The organism is Zobellia sp. 1_MG-2023, from assembly GCF_030549125.1.
Lineage (GTDB): Bacteria > Bacteroidota > Bacteroidia > Flavobacteriales > Flavobacteriaceae > Zobellia > Zobellia russellii.
Genome location: NZ_JAUOSY010000001.1, coordinates 947,877 through 968,371 on the forward strand (window position 1 = coordinate 947,877; position 20,495 = coordinate 968,371).

Consider the following 20,495-nt stretch of genomic DNA (forward strand, 5'->3'; position numbering starts at 1 on the left):
GCTTTCTATGGTTTTATAAAGGTCTACAAAGCCATTTTGATGTTTAATTCTGACCGCTTTTAATATCTTTGCCCAAATTAAGAAAAGGCATGATTAAATGGTTCGCGGCCATCATAGGATATTATTTTTTCCGGTTTCCTGGGGCAATTTTGGGATATCTGGTAGGAAGCTTGATAGATGGATTAAAAATTACCGGTGGAGGTGGGGCACAGTCGGTTTTTGGTGATATGACCCGCCAAAAGGTTTCCCCGGCAGATTTTGAACTCAACTTACTTTCATTATGCTCAATTGTTATAAAGGCAGATGGTAAGGTAAGCCAGCGTGAAATGGACTATGTACGGCAGTATTTTGTTAGTACGTACGGCAAGGATAAGGCCAACGCCATTTTTAGGACCTTTAACGAAATCAATAAAAAGCACGAAATTTCTGCCCAACGTATCTGTGCGTTTTTAAATCAACGTACACGCTATGAGGTAAGATTGCAGTTACTTCATTTTCTGTTTGGAATAGCCCAAGCAGATGGTTCCGTTAGCGATCCGGAAGTTCGTAAGATTAGGGAAATTGCGGGTTATTTACGCGTACACCTACGGGATTTTGAGAGTATTAAGGCCATGTTCATAAAATCTGTGAACAATGCGTATAAAATTCTGGATATTGAAAAGTCGGCCAGTAATGACGAAGTGAAAAAAGCGTATCGTACAATGGCCAAAAAGTACCATCCCGATCGTGTAAATACACAGAACGAAGCCATAAAGAAAGGTGCGGAGGAAAAGTTTAAGGAAGTACAGAAGGCTTATGAAGAAATACAGGCAGAAAGAGGGTTGTAAATCTTTGTTTACAGGTAATTTGTCTTTTTAGCGGCGTTCAACATTTAATAAAATCCAAAATGGAAGAGTTTCTATTTTATATAAAGATGGGTTTGGAGCATGTGCTGGATATAAACGCATATGACCATATTCTTTTTTTGGCCGCACTAGCGGTACCGTTCTCTTTTAAAACATGGAAAAAAGTAGTACTCCTGGCCACGGTATTTACCATTGCTCATTGCGTTTCCCTTGCTTTAAGTGCTTACGGATGGGTGAATATAGATGTGAGCCTCATAGAGTTCCTGATTCCTGTAACCATTATGATGACAGCCGTTTTTAATCTGTTGTACATGCGTAAAGCGGCCACGGTAAAAAGCATGCAAGGGCATGTTTTGGCCACCTTGGTTTTTGGGTTGATACACGGTTTTGGCTTTAGCAATTATTTTAGAATGCTCATGGCCGAAGAAGACAATAAGTTAGTTCCACTTCTGGGCTTTGCTACCGGTATTGAGATTTCTCAGGTTACCATTGTGGCTTCGGTTTTGGTTTTAGGTTGGGCCCTAACTACAGTAACTAAATTGAGTAAAGTGCTGTTCGTCGTAATTACTTCAATTTTAATTATACTTCTAACAATACCAATGCTCATTCGTACGTTTCCGCTATAGCAACTCAAATATTTTCACTTTAAATTAACCCCTTAATATTGTTGGGCTTTCTAAAAGCGGGTATCTTAGTTGTATTGCAAGTAAGATAATTAGCGCAAGTGTCTATTGTTGTATCTTTGCAGTCCATGAAAAAAATAAAACAAGCAAAATACGATAAAGCGTACCTGCGCATGGCCCAGGAATGGGGCAAGCTATCCTATTGCCAGCGTAAACAGGTGGGGGCTATTATCGTAAAGGATAGGATGATAATTTCGGACGGTTATAATGGTACACCAACCGGTTTTGAAAATATATGTGAGGACGATGAAGGTTATACCAAATGGTATGTTTTGCACGCCGAAGCCAATGCCATTAGCAAGGTAGCCTCCTCAACACAGTCATGCGAGGGTGCTACGCTTTATATTACCTTGTCCCCTTGTAGGGAGTGCAGTAAATTAATACACCAATCTGGCATAAAACGTGTAGTATACAAAATGGCCTACAAGGACGATTCCGGACTGCAATTTTTAGAACGGGCAGGTATTGAGTTGGTGCATTTACCGGAAATAGAAGAAACCGAGGCCAAGTCCTCATAGTATGAAAAAACAGCAAAATTACATATGGCCCACCGTTATAGCCGCAGCACTTGCTTTAGGTATTTTTGTAGGTGGTAAGCTCCATTTTGCTGATTCTCCAGAGAAACTTTTTACTACCAATTCTAAAAAGGATAAACTCAACAGGCTTATAGATTATATAGATTATGAGTATGTTGATGAGATTGATACGGATAGTATTGTAGATGTTACTGTTAATCAGATACTTGAAAAATTAGACCCACATTCCGTGTATATTCCAAAGAACGAAATGGACCGGGTCTCCGAGAACATGAAAGGCGATTTTGTGGGGATAGGTATAAATTTCTATCCGTACAAAGACACTATTTCAGTAATTAGAACCGTGCCTAAAGGACCTAGCTATTTAAAAGGCATAAAAGCTGGAGACCGTATCTTAATGGCCAATAATGATACGCTTTACGGTAAAAATCTGGCAAGCGAGGATATTGTTGGCAAGTTAAAGGGAGAAAAGGGCAGTTCTGTAAAACTTAAAATCTACCGAAAAGCAGAAGACAAAGTGTTTACTGTTAATGTAAAAAGGGACATTGTTCCTATAAAAAGTGTAGAAGCGTATTATATGCTAACAAATGATATGGCATATATAAAGGTCAATCGTTTTGCGGAGTCTACTTATAAGGAATTTAAGGCAGCACTTTCCGAACTTATCAAGCAAGGCGCACGCAAGTTAACTTTAGACTTAAGGGATAATCCCGGAGGGTATTTGGGCGTTGCTGAGCAAATGGCAGATGAGTTTCTAAAAGACGGTAAACTCATACTTTTTACTAAGAACAAAAAGGGAAAAATCAATAAAATTCACGCAACTTCAAAAGGTAGATTTGAAGATAAACCGGTATATGTATTGATTAATGAGCGCTCTGCTTCTGCCAGCGAAATTATAGCCGGGGCTTTACAGGATAACGATATTGGCACTATAGTAGGCCGTCGTTCCTTTGGTAAGGGCTTGGTGCAAAGAGAAATGGAGTTGGGTGATGGTTCTGCGGTGCGTCTTACCGTTTCCAGATACTATACACCTACGGGTAGAAGTATTCAAAAATCATACGAAAACGGAAACGAGGATTATTATAAAAGATTTACGGATAGGTACCATAGTGGCGAACTGGTAACCGTAGACAGTATAAAGGTAGCGGACTCTTTAAAGTTTACGACACCCAAAGGTAAAGTTGTATACGGTGGTGGTGGAATTATTCCGGATGTGTTTGTTCCTATAGGTTCCAATGAAGAAGAGGCGGTTGAAAGTATGGATAGCTTTGGGTGGCTTTCCTATTTTATATTTGAACACCTAGACTCTGATAGAAAGCGTTACAACTCGTATTCGCAAAAAGAGTTCATCAATGATTTTACAGTAGATGATATTCTCTTTGAAAAATTTGTGGACTATTCCGTGAGTAGAAATTTAAGAATGAATTTTTACGACTACGAAGACAGTATTAAACTTTATTTAAAAGCGGCGTTGGCAGAGCAATTGTTCGGGGCCAATGTACACGCTAAAATTAAAAGCACTGAAGATAAAATGCTGCAAGAGGTAATAAAGCTAGATAAGCCTGTAGTGCAACAGCAAGAGGTGGACGCTATTGAAAGTGCCAACTAATCTAATCCCTCTGATTTACTTTCTGTTCTATTTTCTTACTTGTCCTGAATATCAACAGCAGCAGTACGGCACATAGAGAACCTACTATACCAATTAAGGCAATAGTACTATCTCCATTAAAAGGATCCTGAAAATTGATCATAGTAACATTGTATGCAATAAGTGCAATGGCTGCTACAATTAAGATTATAGTTAGGGTCTTGTTCATTTCTATTTTTTTAAGTTCAATTTCTATGCTAGAAAAGCTCGTTAATGTTTGCTGCGAACAGCTTTACGGCAATTGCCAATAAAATAACACCAAAGACCTTTCGTATTACGTTAAGTCCGTTTTTACCCAGTACGTTTTCTATCTTTTTTGACGATTTCAAGACCAGGTACACAAAAATAGTGTTTAGTGTAATGGCAACGATAATATTTTCCACTCTGTACTCTGCCCGTAAGGAAAGTAAGGCCGTTAACGTACCTGCCCCGGCAATTAATGGAAAAGCAATGGGTACGATAGATGCACTTTCGGGTTCGTCTTCCTTATAAAGGGTAATGCCCAAAATCATTTCAAGGGCAAGGAAAAATAAGATAAATGAACCTGCTACGGCAAAAGAATAGACATCAATGCCAATCAGTTTCAGTATTTTTTGACCCACGAAAAGAAAGGCGATCATAATGATTAAAGAAACAAAAGAGGCCTTTTCGGATTCTATGTGCCCTACTTTTTTACGTAGACTGATTATAATTGGAATACTTCCTAAAATATCAATAACCGCAAAAAGTACCATTGTAGCGGTCGCAATTTCTCGAATATCGAATTGTATGTCCATACCTTAGAATTTTTCGCAAAATTACATTTAATTAAACCGATAGAAAGCATAGTTGCCCTATTTATTTACCTATAAAATCCCGTTTAAAAAGTATCTTTGCATCTCAAACCCGCAGTATGTTTCAATTAGGTAACACCATAGTATCGGAAGAAATTATCGAAAACGATTTTGTCTGTAACATTACGGCCTGCAAAGGGCAATGTTGTATAGATGGTAATGCGGGGGCTCCCCTAGAGGATAAGGAAACAGAGATTCTTGTAGATATTTACGATAAAGTAAGGCCCTTCTTGAGGAAAGAGGGTATTGAGGCCATTGAGGAACAAGGGGCGTTTATTAAAGGCGATGACGGTGAATGGGAAACACCATTGGTTAATGATAGTGAATGTGCCTATGTTATCTTTTCCGAGAACGGTACAGCTAAATGCGGTATAGAGGAGGCCTATAACCAAGGGGCCGTTGACTGGAAAAAGCCGGTTTCATGTCACTTATACCCTATTCGAATACGAGAATATACAGAACTAACAGCCGTTAATTATCATAAATGGAACATTTGTGACCCGGCCTGTTCGTTAGGTGATGAGCTTCAAGTACCAATCTATAAGTTCGTAAAAGAGGCTTTGATCAGAAAATTTGGCGAAGCTTGGTATAAAGAACTGGAACAAGTGGCCCTAGAGCATACTAAGCCGTAGGAATGTGGAGTATTACTTTGGTGCCAAGTGGTTTTTTGTTTTCATCGTATAGGTCAACGATTTCTACTTCAAAGGAATTCTGAAGGTCTTTCGAGAAATTAGCGAGCCGCTCTTTTGTAATTTCAATACCAACAGATTTACGTTTTAAGACCTTGTTCTGCTTTATTTTTTCGGCGGCAGCTCTTCCTACACCATTGTCGGATATGGCAATATGAATAAAATCTAGTTTGTCTTTTGATATGTGAATGTCAATAATCTTTTCGCCTGTTTTTGGTGAAAGCCCATGCCAAATAGCATTTTCTAGGAACGGTTGTAAAATTAGTGAGGGTATTTTAACCGTATGGGTGTCAATATCTTCATCTACACGAACTTTAAAATCTATTTCATTTGAAAAACGAATATTTTCTATGTTCATATAGAGCTCTACGGTTTCCAGTTCTTCCGCTAAGGGAATTTCCCGCATAGATGAGGCTTCCAATATTTTCCGTACCAACTTGGAGAACTTGTTAAGGTAATGGACCGCATTTTTCTGTTCGTTGTTGATAATATACAACTTTATGGAATTGAGCGAATTAAAAAGAAAGTGTGGGTTCATTTGACTGCGTAACATACTCTGTTCCAACGTCAAAACCTTTTTTTCATTTTTAAGTTGGTACTGTCTATAGAGGATGTAAAATATACCGGCCAATAAGGCAAGAGCAATGCTGCCAATGAGTAAAGTGGTACGGCTAGCGCGCAGTTCCATTTGAATCATTTCGTTCTCTTGCGCCAATATTTGTATCTCGTTGGTCTTCTTCTCGGAATCATATCTAAAGATGATATCGTTTACGTAACGAACGGTGCTTTCGTTCACAATTTCTTCATCAAGCTCTTCGGCTTTCATATTATATGAAAGAGCCTTTTTATAGTTTTTAGTTTGTTGATAAAGCTGGGTGAGTAAATGATTGGCCCGGGCGGCTTCGTGTCTTAAGTTAAATTTTTCTGCTATCCTTAGGCCCTCAAGCATGTACTTTTCCGCACTTGCATAATCTCCTGTTATCATTTCTGCCCAGCCTAGATTAATATAGATAGGCGAAATTAAGAACCCATCTCCTAGCTTCTTTGCTAGACTTAGAGTAGGTGTGAGTAGTTTTTTGGCGTCGTTTATACGTTCTTTTTTTAAATATACCTTTGCAATGCTGGTTTTGCAGATTATTTGCCCCATATCACTGTCTATTTCTTCGTTATAGGCCAAAGATGTGCGGTAGTTTTTGAGGGCTTCGTCTAGTTCCCCCAATTCTTCAAGGCTGTTACCTATATTTCCATAATTGATGGCCATACCCAAAGTATTGCCCAATTCTGTCTCTAGGACCAATGATTTTTTAAAGTATTCTATAGCTTGGCCGTATTGGTTAAGCATACTATACAGGTTGCCAATAGAGTTTAGTGAAACATTAATGCTCTTCTTAAGGCTGTTAGAACGATTTTCTTTTTTAACGGATTCGGCCAGTTCCAACGCTTGCTGGTTGTAGTCCATTGCCCTCCGAATAGAAGATGTTCTGCGGTAAACTACTCCTAAGTCATTTAAACTGGATACCTTAAACTCAATATTATTAATGTCATTCGCAAGTTTCAAAGCCTTATTGTGGAACTTAACGGATTTCCCGTATTGTGAAGTATTGCGGTAAACCCTTCCCAACTCGTTAAAAGCATAAATTTGACCCGGGATATATTTCTTGTCAAGTGAAACATCGGAAAAATAACGCATCAAGAGGGTATCTTTCTTGTAATCTTGCAGTACCGGATGAATTTCGGAATAAGTAGTAGGGCCTGCGGTTATAAGGCTGTCTACTGTTTTTTTGAATACTGGTGGTATAGATTGGGTATAACCTATGGTAAAAAAGAGAAAACCGAATAAAAGCGTAAATATTTTGTCCAAATGAACAGGGCATTTGGAGAGGGAATTTTTGTTATTTCTCAGTTGCGAACGCATTAATAGTTTTAGAGCATATCCAGAAAATCTGATTTCTTTTGTCTGGAAACGGGAATCTTATGGTTGGATTCCAAAATAACATATCCATCGGTTTTCAAAAACTCTTTTATTTTGGTAAGGTTGATAATGTATGAATTATGGATTCTGAAAAAAGAATCGGTTGGTAAAAGTTCGTTTACTTCTTTCAATTTTTTGGTAAGGACAATTTTGTGGCCATCGGCTAAGTAAATGGTGCTATAATTTCCATCGGACTCGGCGTATAGAATTTCATCGCTATCCAAAAAGACTAACTTTCCGTCTGTGTTGAAAGTAATTTTTTTATGCTTTGCGTTAGAGTTGAAATTCAACAATAATTTTTCCAATCGCTCTGCGGTAAAGTTTTTGGCATTATGTTTTCTGATTTTTACAATAGTCTCCTTTAAATCGTCTGTGTCAATAGGCTTAAGCAAGTAATCTATGGCTTCGTTTTTTAGGGCTTTAATGGCGTATTGATTGTAAGCCGTGGTAATGACTACCGGAAAATTTTTGTTCGTTAATTTTTGGATGAACTGAAAACCGTCCATTGTTGGCATTTCAATGTCCAAAAAAAGACAATCAGGGGTGTTTTTTTCTAAATAGGTCAACGCCTCAAAGGGGTCTGTAAAAGATGCTTCCACCTTAATTTCATCACTAAAATTGGTCAATTCCCACGAAAGACTTTGTAGTGCTTTTATTTCATCATCAACGATTACGGCTTCGATCATAGAATTATACTTTAAGGTAAAGTAAACAAATTTAATCGTATGGCATGTTTTATGATAGTAAAGATGTACCGATGGAGACAATTAAAGTGTGATTGGTATAAAAAGTGACAAAATTGGTCGGGGCTGGGTCTTATAGAGTGTATTTAATACTAGTTAGAGGAAAAAAATACACGTGTGAGGCCTCATTAACCCTGATAAAATAAGGCACTTACCATTTATACAGGAAAATGTACCATTTATACATTAGCACTGCGGGTAAGGGGCGTTCAACCCTACTTTAGCTTTTGAGTAGATGACGGTTATTAATGTTTCCCCAGGAGTTTTAATATATCCAACTAGGTTAAACTAATAATAATAGCAATGAAAAAATGTCTGTTCATGTTCGCATTACTTGTCCTTACTTTAGTAGCGGCAGCTTTGACGGATACAAGTGAGGTTAAGGAATTGGATAACAGCTTAATTGTTGGGGAGCAGTTTGTAGAAAACACGTTAACGGGTCTAGAGGAACCGGAGCAAGAAACCAAAAATTAGCAACATTATGTATAGTTTTGTATTCCAGTTTTTTGTTAATACCACTAAAGTAGGGTTCTGGTTTGTTCTCTCTTTTTTCTTCTTTTCGAGCCCTGGAGTGGATGATAAACTTACTTCACCTTCTACTTTAGAGGATGTTCATTTTTTAAATCGCGAAGCTATTAGTGATAGTGTTGGTAAGATTATAGAAAGCTCCCTTGTTTTTAGTGTAAAGGAGGTAAAGTCTAGAGACGGCGATACATTCACGAATGTTGAGCTAAAAGCAAGTGGTACTAAGACTAAAGGAGAGCAGCTTTTTGGAATGATAATTTCAAAACCAACAAAAAATACAAATGCTATACTGGGCAAACATGAGGTTAAAGGAGATTTCAATAGCCTTTTAAGCAATTTTAGCGGAGTTTTTGGTTTTGTTAATCTAACGGACTTAGATGAGAAACCTTATTTTGGGCATAAGGGGTTTGTGCATATTGCAGAAATAGACCAATATGCTATGCGCGGGAAGATGAATTTGTCTTTTAGAAACTCAGAAGGCAAAACAATACATGTTAGCAGGTCGTTCATGGCTTACAAAAATTAGAGACTAAGTTTACATCACGGGTGTTGTTCTGTGATGATTTTATGGTCTAGCCATGTTATTTGTAATATTCTACGAATGATGTAGTTAGATTGAACAATAATAGGAACTAATGGTGCTACATGTTAAGAAAATGCTTATTTTTACCATCCCCCGATTGGTAATTACTGAGATTACGTACAACACAGCATTAGAAAATAGAGACATCAAAATACCAAACCAATAACTAGACAATATCTACATATGGGGAACCATCTTACAATTTTATGAAACTGCCAATCCAAAAAGGTACGGTTCTAGGCTACATGTTATGAAATAGAGCATGTTTGTCCGTCTAATGAAGCCATTGGGGGTCATCTTATTCAATTTATTGGAAAGGTGATTGCCGATTATAGGTTTCGGGGGAACTACCTGAATCAGCACCCTTTCTGGTACTAATCGATTTTGATACATTAGAAGGACCGTACGGTTTGGCGGTATCATAGTAACATTATAAAAAGACCGAAAAATACTTTTCGGTCTTTTTTTGTGCCCTAAGGTTTTCTTCTGTTATTTTTTTTAAGCAACCATCCGTACAGCCAACATTGCTAGGCATACAAGAAATTAGACCAATAAAACATAAGCTATTGATGTACTTATAAATTATGGGCACCTTTAGCCAAATTGATTGATTATCATGTTTACCTTTTTAGGTTTAGGGTACTCATCTGTAGAAAACCATAAATTATGAAAGCAATGAATTATTTAGTCTGTCTTATGTTTATTATGTTGGGTGTAGTCTCATGTTCTCAGAAAGAACTGCCCGAAGAAGAATTAACCTCTAACAATTTTAGTTACCGTTTGGTTCAAGAACCCAAATACCTGAATGGTCTTGAACTGTACAAACTTGGAACAATACACAGTCTTTCCGTTATGAAACAGGAAATTGCGGAATTAAAGGAGGCCATAGATGTTAATAAAGGAGGTAAAAGATTGATTCCGCGATTAGAGCAGGCTCAAAAAGAAGAGGCTGGTTTAAATATGTTTAAATCAGGGTTAGTTAGTATTGTTATGCCAAGGGGAGGAAAATTCCCTCCCAGGCCGCCAAGAGGATGTTTTGATAACCCAAGAGCTGGTTGTGTGCCTAAAATCAATATTTCGGATTTTTCGGGAATAGAGTTGCCAGCGGAGGTAGATGATGCCGAAATAACTATAGTTAACGAAAAGAATAAAGTGGTGGCCAAAGGCGGTTCGGCAACTCTTACGAAAACCGGAAACAGGGTGGTTGCTATTGAGGGTGATTTTAAAGGTAACGCTACAATGGTCATAAAAATGCTAAGGACCAAAGAGTTTGGAGATGCCATTACCCTAGAACTACCGGTCTATAAAAATTAGTTGAACAATTTTTAATTAATTTAAAGTCCTTTACGCAGATACGTAAGGGACTTTAACATATGAAATACTTTCATTACATAGTTTGTTTTTTGTTTACATGCCATAGCGGCTGGTCCCAAGGAGAAGCATCAAACTTGGACGATGCTTTTAACAGAGCTTTGGAATATCACTACGTAAATAAGGATAGTGCCTATGTTTACTATGAAAAAACCATATCACTTGCCAATGAACAAGACAATATGGACTATCTTCTTGGAAGTCTAAGTTATTTGATCAATGCGAACAGTAATTTTTACGATTTACAGGAATACAGGCGTAACCTGCAAAGAATGGAGGACTGGTTGGGCAACGACTCTAGAACTAATGGTCTTGAGGTAAGTGAAGTTTATAAAAACCGACTCCTTTTTGACAAAGGAAATTTTCACTACAAATTAAAGGAATACGGTACGGCCAAAGCCTATTTTTTAGAGTTGTATTCCATTCTTAAAGCTATTCCTGAAGAGCAGCGTACCGCGCTTGATATAGATACACTTTCCGCAATTTATAGTTTCCTAGGGCTCATTTATAGGCATACCGGCAAATATGAACAGGCTGAGTTCTACTATACGCAAGATTTAAACCTAATAGCAACATTTAGAGATAGTATTGAAGACTGGCAATCGGCTAGTTTCAACACTAAAAAACTGCTTTCACAGGTGTTAGAGGTACAGGGCAATACCGTAGGGGCCAATGATTTGCTGAAGGAAACATTGGAGTTTTATAAGGCGAAAGTGAATAACCCCAGATTTAAGAACAACTTCTTGTCCGCATATATATTGCTGGCCAAAAATTATTTAAAACAGGGGGAATATGATAATGCACTAGCAGTATTAAATGAAAACCATCTTTTAAATACTTTGGATAACCCTTTTTCCAAAGAAATAAATGTGCTTTATGCCGATGCCTTCTTGGGAAAAAAGGATTACGAACAGGCAGATGAGTATTATGGTCAGGCGTTGGATGCTTATACAACCTATCGGCAGTATAAACCTCACCAAGATGTAGCCCATGTCTATGGTAAAATGGCAAGACTTTATTTAGCACAAGACAATTTTAAAGAAGGGCTTAATTTCATCCAAAAAGCATTTTATAATGCCAGCAACATTAAATTAGGGTCTGATGACAACCCCAGGCCTAAAGATGCATTTTCCAAACTTCAATTGCTGAATTTATTGGATATAAAACTTCAGCTTTTGCAATCGGCGTATGCCAAAACAAATCATCTTACTTATGAGAAAGAGGCAATAATAACCAGTAAAGATATATTGGCCACTTTTGATGAATTGAAACTGGAGTTTGACAGTAAATTGGACAAGCAATATTTGGCCGAGGAAGTGTATCCTATCTTTCACCGGATGCTAGATGTGGTATATGACAACTATAAAAGGACCGGATCTGCAAACACGGTAGAATTGGCGTTGAACATTGCAGAAAAGAATAAAGATTTTGTTCTGCTCGAAGCCCTCAGGGATGCCCAGGCTACTAGATATGGAAATGTGTCTCATCAAGTATTGGAAAAAGAAGCACGCCTAAGAGCGGAAATAACTCATTTTGAGAAAGAAATTTTTGACGGTCCTGAAGACGCGAGCAAATTGAAGCCCCAACTTTTGAGTCTAAAGCAAGCGTATTACGGATTATTGGATACATTAAAACAGAAGTACCCAAGGTATCACGGTTTAAAGTATGGTAGTAAAACCTTAGATTTTGCCACTATACGTAATACGCTGTTTAAAGATGGAGGTGCAATAGTTTCTTTTACCCTTACGAACCATCACCTGTATGCCATTGTGTTGAACGATGAAAAGCAACATTTTTTAAAATTGCCATTTTCCGAAGACGATAAAAAGGATATTAGTGATTTTTATAGGGCACTCTCAAAACCATCTTTAAAAAATGGGATAGAAGAAGTAAATGTTTTAGGTAACCGTCTCTTTGAAAGAGTCTTGAAGCAGCCGCTCAAAGACATTGATTCCGAAAATCTTGTTGTCGTTCCAGACGGAGAATTGCATTATGTGCCTTTTGACCTCTTACGTGAGAACGGTTCCTACCTTTTGGAAACAAAAAGTATCAGTTACGGCAATTCAATTACCTCTCTTTTGGAACTCATAAAGAAGGCGAAATCTAAAGAGAACCACATTTTGGCCTATGCGCCAAATTTTGATGATGAAGAAACGGTCCAGGATAGCAGGCAGTTTGGAAAGTTGCTCTATAACGATGATGAGGTTAACGGAATAAGCTCTTACTTTAATACCCGAAAGGTATTGGGCCAAAATGCTACCCTTGCAAGTTTTAAGGCTAACTCTTCTAATTCTAATATGATCTATTTGGCTACACATGCTTCTGCCAATGATGCGTATCCGGATTATTCTTATCTCGCTTTTAGTCAACAACAGGATAGTGGTGAGAACAGTGTGCTCTATATAAAAGACCTTTATAATATTTCCTTGGATGCTGATTTAGTGACTTTGAGTGCGTGCCAAACAGGTATAGGAAAACTTCAAAAAGGGCAGGGTATGTTGAGTTTGTCAAAAGGCTTTTACTATGCCGGGGCCAAATCTTTAGTGAACACATTGTGGAAGATTAACGATAAAAGCAGCGTGAAATTAATGGAGTTCTTTTACGAAGGGCTTAGTAAGGGTAAGTCAAAAGCAAAAGCATTGCGTGATGCAAAACTGAAATATCTGGAAACCACGGATGATAGCCTGTTGCAGCACCCCTATTACTGGTCTGCTTTTGTGGTTTCTGGAGATGTTTCCCCAATTACGACTACCAATTACTGGTGGTATTTGGGGAGTTTGTTTTTAGTATTGAGTGTTTTCTACGTTGTTTTTAGATATAAAAGGAAAAGAAGTTTTAATTAGTTCAGCTCGGCCAATAGATTTTTTGCAGCCTTGGTTTTGAATCCATCTTTATAGGTCAAAAGACTTAACTGTTCTTTACATTCTTCAATTTCATCTAGTTTTAAGTAGGCTAGTGCTAGGTACCAAATGGCCCTTTCTTTAAGCTCTCCGTTGGTCTCAATGTAATCTTCAAATAAAGGAACCGCTTCATCATGTTTATTCAATTGCATAAGGGCAATAGCTTCGTAAAAAATAATATACTTATCATTATTTTTCTTGTTCAAAGTTTGGAACAGCTCTATAGCCTTTGTGTATTCCGCATTTTCATATGCAATAAAAGCCCGCGTTTTAAGGTCTTCCAATTGTTCACCGCGTTCAATAGGGTGTACTACATTTTCATAGGGGGCAAAATTGCTGGCATACAATTGTTGAGAATCAATGTCCGGTCGGTTAAAGAAAATCAACCAAGAGCTGATGCCGGCAAGTAGAGCCACGGAGGCGGCAATAAACCAAGGGCGTAAGCGTATTACTTGAGATTTTTCCTTTTCATGTGGCGTGTTGGTATTCGATAAAATTTCCTTAAGTTGTTTTCTTTCGGATTTTACCAGGGCGCGTTTTAGCTCTTCCTGAAACTCAAAATCGGTTTTAAAATCAGTATTTGTTTCAAATAAATGGTCAAATTCTCTCTTTTGCTCTTCTGAAAGAGAACCTTCAAAATAACCATTGATCAATTCTTCATTATCCATTCTTTGCATGAGTAAGCTCTTTTAATGATTTGAGGCATCTAGATTTTTGGCTTTTTACTACATTTTTGTTTTCATAGCCTTGCACGCTCATTATTTCGTCTAGTTTTAATCCTTTTAGGTAGAAAAGCTCAAGTATTTCGCGGCATTTATCTCCAAGCTTCTTAAAATTTTCTACTAATTTTTGTTGGTATTCATTGGGGCCTTGGTCTTCGTATACGTCATTGATGACAGCTATTTCGTTTTGGTCAAAAATATAGGTTTCATCAGTGGCTATTTCTTTGATGTCTCTGAACTTTTTAAAAATCATAAACTTTCCTGTGCTGAAAAGGTAGGTTTTTAAGCTACTTTTTAATTCGTCTAATTTTCCTGCCAGAGCATTTTCATAGAGTACGATAATAGCATCTTGGAAAATGTCCTCTAGTACATTAGTGTCGGAAGTATATCGGGAAGCAAACTTGAAAAATTCAATTTTATACCCTTTATAAACTTCTTTAAGTGCATTTCTATCCCGCTGTTTCATTTGGGAAATAATATGCTGGTCTTTCATTGGTGCTCAATTGGTTAAAAGGTAAACATCATCTAAATATAGAATTTTTTTAATGGGTATGTTGACCTTTTGATATTTAGGGTACAAACACCCGTGGAATCAATAAAATATAAGATTATGAAAACTAAAAATGTATGGTATATGGCGCTTATTGCCCTGATGATTGTGTCATGTACCAAAGAGGGGGTAAATGACAGTATCAACGATCCTGAATCAGTTGATGAACAGCAAGAACAAGAAGAACAGTCCGAAGAACAACTTACACTAGATAATTTAGCAGGTTCTTGGATTAGGATTTCCAGTAATAACATCCCTAATGACGGAATGATTGTGAAAGTGGAAAATGCCCAAGGAACAATTACCGATAAAGCGAGTTCATCTTTTAGTAAGGGGGATGTAAAATGGAGTGATATTGGAGCTGTAGATGTGGAAAATTATAAATACGGGGAGTTGGGAAGTGACTATAACTACTATGATGCTTTTATGGAGCTTAAGGAAGATGATACTCTTAGGATTTCTGTTGGGTCTAGTGGAGCCGGAAATATTCAAAAATGGGTTCGCGAAGGCCAATATATTCCAATATCGGAGCAAGAGAGCAAAGAAACACAAATTTTGGATTGTAATATAAGTGAGGAAACCGTTTTAAAGAACGGTCCTGCAGAAGTAGATTATTTGGTAGAATGTGTTGTGGACATTATAGCACCGCTGGTTATTGAGGCAGGTGTGGTAATTAAATTCAAGGAAAATGCTGGTATTGGTGTTTACGATAATGGGTCCATTACAGTAAATGGTACCGCTACAGAACCTGTAGTAATGAAAGGAGAAGAAGCCACCAAAGGATATTGGAGGGGCATCCACATAGAATCAAACAAACAAGCTAATTCCTTAAATTTTTTAGAATTATCGGATGCAGGAGGGAGCTATGTATATTGCTGTAATGATGCTGCTTCTATATATCTTAAAGACGGAAAATCTGCAATTACCAATACCACAATCAGTAATGGAAAATCATACGGTATCGTGGTAAGAGATGATTTTGAGTTTAGCGGATATGCTAGCAATACTATAACCACTCATGAACTGGCACCATTAAAGCTACCCATGGGAGAGCTGGACGCAATAGACGGTACTTTATCATCTTACCAAGGTAATGAAGAGGATTATATTTTGATTACAGATTCAACACTGGAAGAAGAAGTAACTATAAAAGCAACCGATGTACCGTATAGAATAGGCAATAATGATGTTTTGGATATTAAAGATCGCTTAAATATTGAAGCAGGTGTAGAGATTGTATTTGAAGAAAATGCTGGTTTGGGTGTGTATGACAATGGTGTGTTCAATGCTATTGGAACAGAAACGAAACCAATAATCTTTCGAGGTTCTGAAGATATAAGTGGCTTCTGGCGCGGAATTCATGTAGAGACCAATAGTAAGTCCAATGTAGTTCGTTATGCCGAGGTCAAAAATGCTGGTTCAACTTATGTATACTGCTGTAATGCTAAGGCGGCTATATATGTTAAAGCAGGCCAGTTAACAGTTGAAAACTCTCATATAACCAAGAGTGGTGGATGCGGAATAAACGTTAAGGCCAATGCGAACTTTATGGAATCTGAAAACGAATACGCCGATAATGGAGCCGAGGGTGATGTCTGTAATCAATAAGTCTTAAGCTTTAAGATATAAACATAATTGGAATACGTCTAAAGGTCCGATACCTGTAAGGTTGTCGGACTTTTTTTGATTTTGATGTTTACCTTTTAAAGATTAGGACACTAATGGATGTAGGAGGTTCGGTATAAGGATGTTTTTCCACTAGAACACTACAAAAAATAGTTAATGAACCAGTGAAAACAATGATTATGAAAAATTTAAAAAAACAAGTTCTTTTAGCCGTTTGTGGTGCGGCAATTATTTTAACGTACGGTTGTGACAAGGACAACCCTTTAAACCCTGTAGGAAACTGCTTTGGAGGAAATTGGGCCCAGGGTTATGCAGATGAACTACAAGCATGGTCAGATGCGACTTCTGCTTATTCGGAAAACCCCACCGCAGAGAATTGTGCAGACTATAAAAGCGCGGCTAAGGCCTATCTAGATGCTCTAGATGACATTTATGATTGTATACCTACGGCCAGCAGAGCTGAAATTGACCAAGAAATCAAGGAGGCAAAAGCAGAAATAGATAGGGAAAGTTGTGATAACCTATAAAGTGAAGATGATGAAACTAAAAAATATAGGATTGGTTATACTCTTGCTGCTTTTGGGCTCTTGTGTTGGCGAGGTCAAGGAAAAGTTATCCAAGGCTAAGGAAGGGGTATCTAATGCCTCCACCTTTGTAAAGGAAGCCAGAGAAGTAGAAGGAAGAATCGAAAAATTGAAAGATGCCGCTCCCTTAACCAATGAACAACTAAAGGGGTGGTTGCCCAAGAGTTTAGGGGTCTTGGACAGAACAGGTTTTAAAGTGGGCCAAGCGGGAATGTATAAGGTTAACTCTGTGGAAGGCACCTACAAGAAAATAGATGGCAAGAAAAAGTTTAATGTTATGATAATAGATGGGGCGGGCCCTACCGGAAGTATGATGGCAACGAGTTACGGACTACTGGGTAATTTTGAAATGGAAACGGAAGATGAATATAAACACCAACAAACGGTTGAAGTTAATGGGGTAAAGGCACAACAGACCTACAAGAAGAAGTCTAATGATACCCAACTAATGTTTGCCTATGCAGAGCGCTTTTTGGTAACGATAAATGCATATGATATACCACCTGAAGAAACTTGGGATATAGTAAACGAACTCAAACTAGAACAATTGACCAAAATGGCGGAATAAAACCAATTAAATATATTATTATGGAAAATACGGATACTGAATTAAATAAGGCACAAACTGCTACGGCTACAAGTGAAAATGATAAGACAATGGCAATTCTGGCTTACGTAACCTTAATAGGCCTAATAGTTGCATTTGTAATGAACAATGAGAAAAAACAAGAATTTGCAAGCTATCATATTAGGCAATCGTTGGGTTTGTGTGTTACCGGTTTGGCCTTGGGAGTGATTGGCATGATACCCATTTTAGGTTGGGTCATAAACTTTTTGGGTATTTTTGTCTTATTGTACATGTGGGTGATGGCATTTATGAATGCCCTAAACGGAAAAGAGGCTCCGGCCCCTATCTTGGGGAAGAAGTATGAGGTTTGGTTCGCAGGAATTCAACAATAGTTAGGTTTGCTGTTCTAGCAAATAACAAGTTTAAAATAGAAACTTATGAGAGTGTTTCTTACGTTGGTATGTTGTCTTTTTTTCTGTCTAGAAAGTCTTAGTCAGGAAAAGCAGTTGGCCATTGTCAATTCGGTTTCTGGCAAAGAAATAACCACTGAGGAAAGCAGAAGGATCAAAGTAATTACCAAAACAGGTGAAAAATTTGCAGGGAGGTTTACTGTGCTCAATCAAAATAGTATTATTGTAGATGATATAATTGTTAGCTTACAAGAAATAGATATCATTAGACGTCATGCCTTGTTTCATACAATTATGATTCATGTTAATTTTCTGCATATTGGCAGTATCATGTTTTTAGTTGGATTGGCCGTTGGTACTGTGCCTTCCGTATTTATTGGGGCCGCAGCGTTAACAGCAGGTATTTATGGGGTAGTAAAGTCTCCTAATACCTCCAAAGGATATAAAAGAGCGGGGAAATGGTCCTATAAGATCAGGACCGTTCAAAGTCCCTGATTCCACTGAATGACCAAGGTGTTTGGCAACACTCTTCACAAAGAATTACAATATTCTTGCAGATTACACATTAGAACCATCAAATTGTACATTTTTAATCTTTGAAAATTAAAGTTGCCAGTATCTTGTCAGTGGTTTCAAGAGGCAGGCAATTTATTTGAGTTTTTAAATCGAATGAAAGCTTCTTCCTAACCTTCCCAAATCAGTTTCCCCCTATTCATCTTTAATGGTGTAGACCATTTAAGCAAATAGAGAAAGAAAATGAAACTGATTCATCACCAATACATAACGGTATTGCTCATTCAACGGAACAGTTGTACCAGTTTCTTCTGGTTGTTGTTAGCAGAATATGCCATGGCAACCATCAGAAACCATTCCTCCCAAAACCTAGGTACTCAAAAGAACTTTTTTATAAAGCGGGTAGTATCCAATTCTGGAACATTTTAAATCTGTACTTATGAAAACCACCATCATTTTAATCGCAGCCCTGTTATTTAATACCTCACTATTGTTTGCAGAGTCTTTACTTGTTTTAGTCAAAAAGATAGACCCAGTGGTGCTTATTTCCATAGAAGCACTCTTGATTGTCTTATTTGCCGCCCATAAATTTTTGAGCGGTTTCTCAAAGAGTATGAAAATAGACTTTGATTGCTTGGAAGTGTTCGTCTATAAAAAGAAAAGAAGCTAACTCTTTAGGGTAATTATTAAAATGTTGAAGCTGCCGTTAACCTTCAACATTAAAAAAACATTAATCTTAAAATGAACACATATGAAAGCAAAACTACTCCTCTTTTTTCTATCAGCAAGTACTACATTTTCATTTGCCCAATCAATAGAACGCAGTGTTGTTAGTAACGTTGGTGGTACTATGGCAAGTGCAGAGGTCTCGGTAAGCTTCACCATTGGAGAACCAATAGTGGGTTTGGTAGGAGAAAATAATTCTGTAGATCAAGGTTTTTGGGCAGGAAAAGGAATTTTGGTCATACCACTAAACCCAGGGGAAGACCCTTCCAACATTTTGGTTTATCCCAACCCGGTTATAGAAGAAGTGACCGTTTTTACCAGTCAAAACAAAGTGTATGGCATAGAGTTGTTCAGTGTAAACGGGCAGCGCGTTTTAAACCAAAAAGTAGAAACGTCTCAGTCTGAATATAAAATAGACATGGCCTATATGGCCAAGGGAGTATATGTTTTAAAACTCTACATAGAAGGAAATACGGATAGTAAAGCATTTAAACTGATCAAAGAATAGAACTATGAAAAAAAATTACACATCAATACTTATAATCTTGGCCTTTATGTTCTCCGGAACTTTTGTGGCGCAGGCACAGCAGAAAAACTACATCAATTACCAGGGTGTTGCCCGTAATTTGGATAATGAATTAATGGAGCAAGAGACCATAGATATAGGTATTGCCCTAAAATTCGGTAGCGCGGATGCGGCTACGCAATATGAAGAAAGTCACTCTATAACAACAGATGCCAATGGTGTTTTTAACTTGCAAATAGGCAGTGGAAACAGTAATAGTGGCAGTTATTCCAATTTACCTTGGGGCCAAGCTACTTTTGTGGTGGTTTCCTTTAATGGCACAGAGGTGGGCACAACTGAACTCATGGCGGTTCCTTACGCCATGGCTTCCGGCAGCCAACAATGGGAAACAAATGGAAATGATATTGAGAACAAAAACGTTGGTGAGGTTAAAATAAAAAGCGACTTAAGAATTTTAGGAGGCTTTAATTTAAGCTCAGGCAATCAAGTCAACAAAATATCGGACGATGGCGGCCTGGCCGAAAACAGTAACGGTATTCTGCCCACGCAAAGAGCGGTAAAGACCTATGTAGATAATAGATTGTTTAGTGGAGGCGGAGGCGGAGACGCTCAAATTGCTTCAGAAGTGCCTTATGACAATGCAGGCTCAGGACTTACTGCAGGTAATGTTCAGGAGGCTTTGGATGAATTGGTCGCTTCTGGCACAGGAGGTGCGGATGCAGATGCGGACCCGACCAATGAAATTCAAGATATTAGCCTTTCCGGCACTAACTTAAGTATAACGGATGGGTCAACTATCGATCTATCGGCTATTATCCCACCGGGAGGAACGGATGACCAAAATGCCTCCGAAGTTCCTTTTGATAATGCGGGAACGGGACTTGCAGCTGCCGATACCCAAGCGGCAATAGAAGAATTGGCAGCTGGTGGGTTGGTAGATAC

At 37.9% G+C, this 20,495-nt stretch carries 23 protein-coding genes and 1 pseudogene; 18 read left to right on the forward strand and 6 right to left on the reverse strand.

The features are described from left to right. Positions 1-89 precede the first annotated feature (89 nt). The 4 genes from Q4597_RS03880 (at position 90) to Q4597_RS03895 (ending at position 3,673) form a co-directional block, all read left to right on the forward strand. Positions 90-827 carry a TerB family tellurite resistance protein gene (locus Q4597_RS03880; RefSeq protein WP_215436404.1) on the forward strand — a complete coding sequence of 246 codons (738 nt, stop codon included), beginning with the start codon at positions 90-92 and terminating at the stop codon, positions 825-827. 59 nt (positions 828-886) lie between these two features. After that, positions 887-1,471 (forward strand): HupE/UreJ family protein, encoded by a 585-nt coding sequence (locus Q4597_RS03885; RefSeq protein WP_303404787.1) that lies wholly within the window; start codon positions 887-889, stop codon positions 1,469-1,471. 125 nt (positions 1,472-1,596) lie between these two features. Then, entirely contained in the window at positions 1,597-2,046 is a 450-nt protein-coding gene (locus Q4597_RS03890) for a dCMP deaminase family protein (RefSeq protein ID WP_215913319.1), read from the forward strand. 1 nt (position 2,047) lies between these two features. Then, positions 2,048-3,673, forward strand: coding sequence for a S41 family peptidase (locus Q4597_RS03895; protein WP_303404788.1), 1,626 nt, complete (start codon positions 2,048-2,050; stop codon positions 3,671-3,673). A gap of 1 nt (position 3,674) precedes the next feature. Here Q4597_RS03895 and Q4597_RS03900 read toward each other — a convergent pair whose 3' ends face one another. Both Q4597_RS03900 and Q4597_RS03905 read right to left on the reverse strand, forming a co-directional pair. Continuing rightward, the gene (locus Q4597_RS03900) at positions 3,675-3,881 is read right to left on the reverse strand and encodes a hypothetical protein (RefSeq protein ID WP_215436397.1); all 207 of its coding nucleotides are present in this window, start codon (positions 3,879-3,881) and stop codon (positions 3,675-3,677) included. Between the two features lie 28 nt (positions 3,882-3,909). Next, complete coding sequence (locus Q4597_RS03905) at positions 3,910-4,488, reverse strand: MarC family protein (RefSeq protein ID WP_215436395.1); 579 nt, start codon at positions 4,486-4,488, stop codon at positions 3,910-3,912. Positions 4,489-4,604: 116 nt separating this feature from the next. Here Q4597_RS03905 and Q4597_RS03910 point away from each other — a divergent pair, with 116 nt between their 5' ends. Continuing rightward, the gene (locus Q4597_RS03910; protein WP_303404789.1) at positions 4,605-5,177 is read left to right on the forward strand and encodes a DUF3109 family protein; all 573 of its coding nucleotides are present in this window, start codon (positions 4,605-4,607) and stop codon (positions 5,175-5,177) included. Here the strand turns inward: Q4597_RS03910 and Q4597_RS03915 are convergent. After that, positions 5,167-7,149, reverse strand: coding sequence for a tetratricopeptide repeat protein (locus Q4597_RS03915; RefSeq protein ID WP_303404790.1), 1,983 nt, complete (start codon positions 7,147-7,149; stop codon positions 5,167-5,169). The two genes, Q4597_RS03910 and Q4597_RS03915, sit on opposite strands and share 11 nt — an antisense overlap. 8 nt (positions 7,150-7,157) lie before the next feature. Beyond that, entirely contained in the window at positions 7,158-7,892 is a 735-nt protein-coding gene (locus Q4597_RS03920) for a LytTR family DNA-binding domain-containing protein (RefSeq protein ID WP_215913315.1), read from the reverse strand. A 378-nt stretch (positions 7,893-8,270) separates the two neighbouring features. Between Q4597_RS03920 and Q4597_RS03925 the strand changes: the two genes are divergently transcribed. From Q4597_RS03925 to Q4597_RS03940, 4 genes are all read left to right on the forward strand, one after another. Beyond that, positions 8,271-8,423, forward strand: coding sequence for a hypothetical protein (locus tag Q4597_RS03925; protein ID WP_303404791.1), 153 nt, complete (start codon positions 8,271-8,273; stop codon positions 8,421-8,423). Between the two features lie 7 nt (positions 8,424-8,430). Continuing rightward, a complete protein-coding gene (locus Q4597_RS03930; RefSeq protein ID WP_303404792.1) occupies positions 8,431-9,000 on the forward strand; it encodes a hypothetical protein in 570 nt (189 codons plus the stop codon). Between the two features lie 723 nt (positions 9,001-9,723). Then, entirely contained in the window at positions 9,724-10,371 is a 648-nt protein-coding gene (locus Q4597_RS03935; RefSeq protein ID WP_303404793.1) for a hypothetical protein, read from the forward strand. Between the two features lie 59 nt (positions 10,372-10,430). Then, positions 10,431-13,271 carry a CHAT domain-containing protein gene (locus Q4597_RS03940; RefSeq protein ID WP_303404794.1) on the forward strand — a complete coding sequence of 947 codons (2,841 nt, stop codon included), beginning with the start codon at positions 10,431-10,433 and terminating at the stop codon, positions 13,269-13,271. On the opposite strand, the gene Q4597_RS03945 is transcribed toward Q4597_RS03940, so the two are convergent. Then, positions 13,268-14,005 carry a tol-pal system YbgF family protein gene (locus Q4597_RS03945; protein ID WP_303404795.1) on the reverse strand — a complete coding sequence of 246 codons (738 nt, stop codon included), beginning with the start codon at positions 14,003-14,005 and terminating at the stop codon, positions 13,268-13,270. The genes Q4597_RS03940 and Q4597_RS03945 overlap by 4 nt on opposite strands. Beyond that, the gene (locus Q4597_RS03950) at positions 13,989-14,543 is read right to left on the reverse strand and encodes an RNA polymerase sigma factor (protein ID WP_215913309.1); all 555 of its coding nucleotides are present in this window, start codon (positions 14,541-14,543) and stop codon (positions 13,989-13,991) included. The genes Q4597_RS03945 and Q4597_RS03950 overlap by 17 nt, the downstream gene beginning before the upstream one ends. A 117-nt stretch (positions 14,544-14,660) precedes the next feature. On the opposite strand from Q4597_RS03950, the gene Q4597_RS03955 reads away from it, so the two are divergent. The 9 genes and pseudogenes from Q4597_RS03955 to Q4597_RS03995 all read left to right on the forward strand — a co-directional run. Then, a complete protein-coding gene (locus Q4597_RS03955) occupies positions 14,661-16,208 on the forward strand; it encodes a hypothetical protein (RefSeq protein ID WP_303404796.1) in 1,548 nt (515 codons plus the stop codon). A 197-nt stretch (positions 16,209-16,405) separates the two neighbouring features. Further along, positions 16,406-16,753, forward strand: a complete 348-nt coding sequence (locus tag Q4597_RS03960) for a hypothetical protein (protein WP_215913307.1) — start codon at positions 16,406-16,408, stop codon at positions 16,751-16,753. A gap of 7 nt (positions 16,754-16,760) precedes the next feature. Further along, positions 16,761-17,378 (forward strand): hypothetical protein, encoded by a 618-nt coding sequence (locus Q4597_RS03965; RefSeq protein ID WP_303404797.1) that lies wholly within the window; start codon positions 16,761-16,763, stop codon positions 17,376-17,378. Positions 17,379-17,398: 20 nt separating this feature from the next. Next, positions 17,399-17,770: a DUF4870 domain-containing protein gene (locus Q4597_RS03970; protein ID WP_215436364.1), complete on the forward strand. Its 372-nt coding sequence runs from the start codon at positions 17,399-17,401 to the stop codon at positions 17,768-17,770. Positions 17,771-17,815: 45 nt separating this feature from the next. Next, a complete protein-coding gene (locus Q4597_RS03975) occupies positions 17,816-18,283 on the forward strand; it encodes a hypothetical protein (RefSeq protein ID WP_303404798.1) in 468 nt (155 codons plus the stop codon). Between the two features lie 261 nt (positions 18,284-18,544). Further along, positions 18,545-18,730 carry a hypothetical protein gene (locus tag Q4597_RS03980; protein WP_303404799.1) on the forward strand — a complete coding sequence of 62 codons (186 nt, stop codon included), beginning with the start codon at positions 18,545-18,547 and terminating at the stop codon, positions 18,728-18,730. A gap of 10 nt (positions 18,731-18,740) precedes the next feature. Beyond that, positions 18,741-18,971: a hypothetical protein gene (locus tag Q4597_RS03985; RefSeq protein WP_303404800.1), complete on the forward strand. Its 231-nt coding sequence runs from the start codon at positions 18,741-18,743 to the stop codon at positions 18,969-18,971. Between the two features lie 81 nt (positions 18,972-19,052). Beyond that, positions 19,053-19,535: a T9SS type A sorting domain-containing protein gene (locus tag Q4597_RS03990; protein WP_303404801.1), complete on the forward strand. Its 483-nt coding sequence runs from the start codon at positions 19,053-19,055 to the stop codon at positions 19,533-19,535. A gap of 4 nt (positions 19,536-19,539) precedes the next feature. Then, positions 19,540-20,495 (forward strand): annotated as a pseudogene (locus tag Q4597_RS03995) (hypothetical protein); the annotation flags it as partial.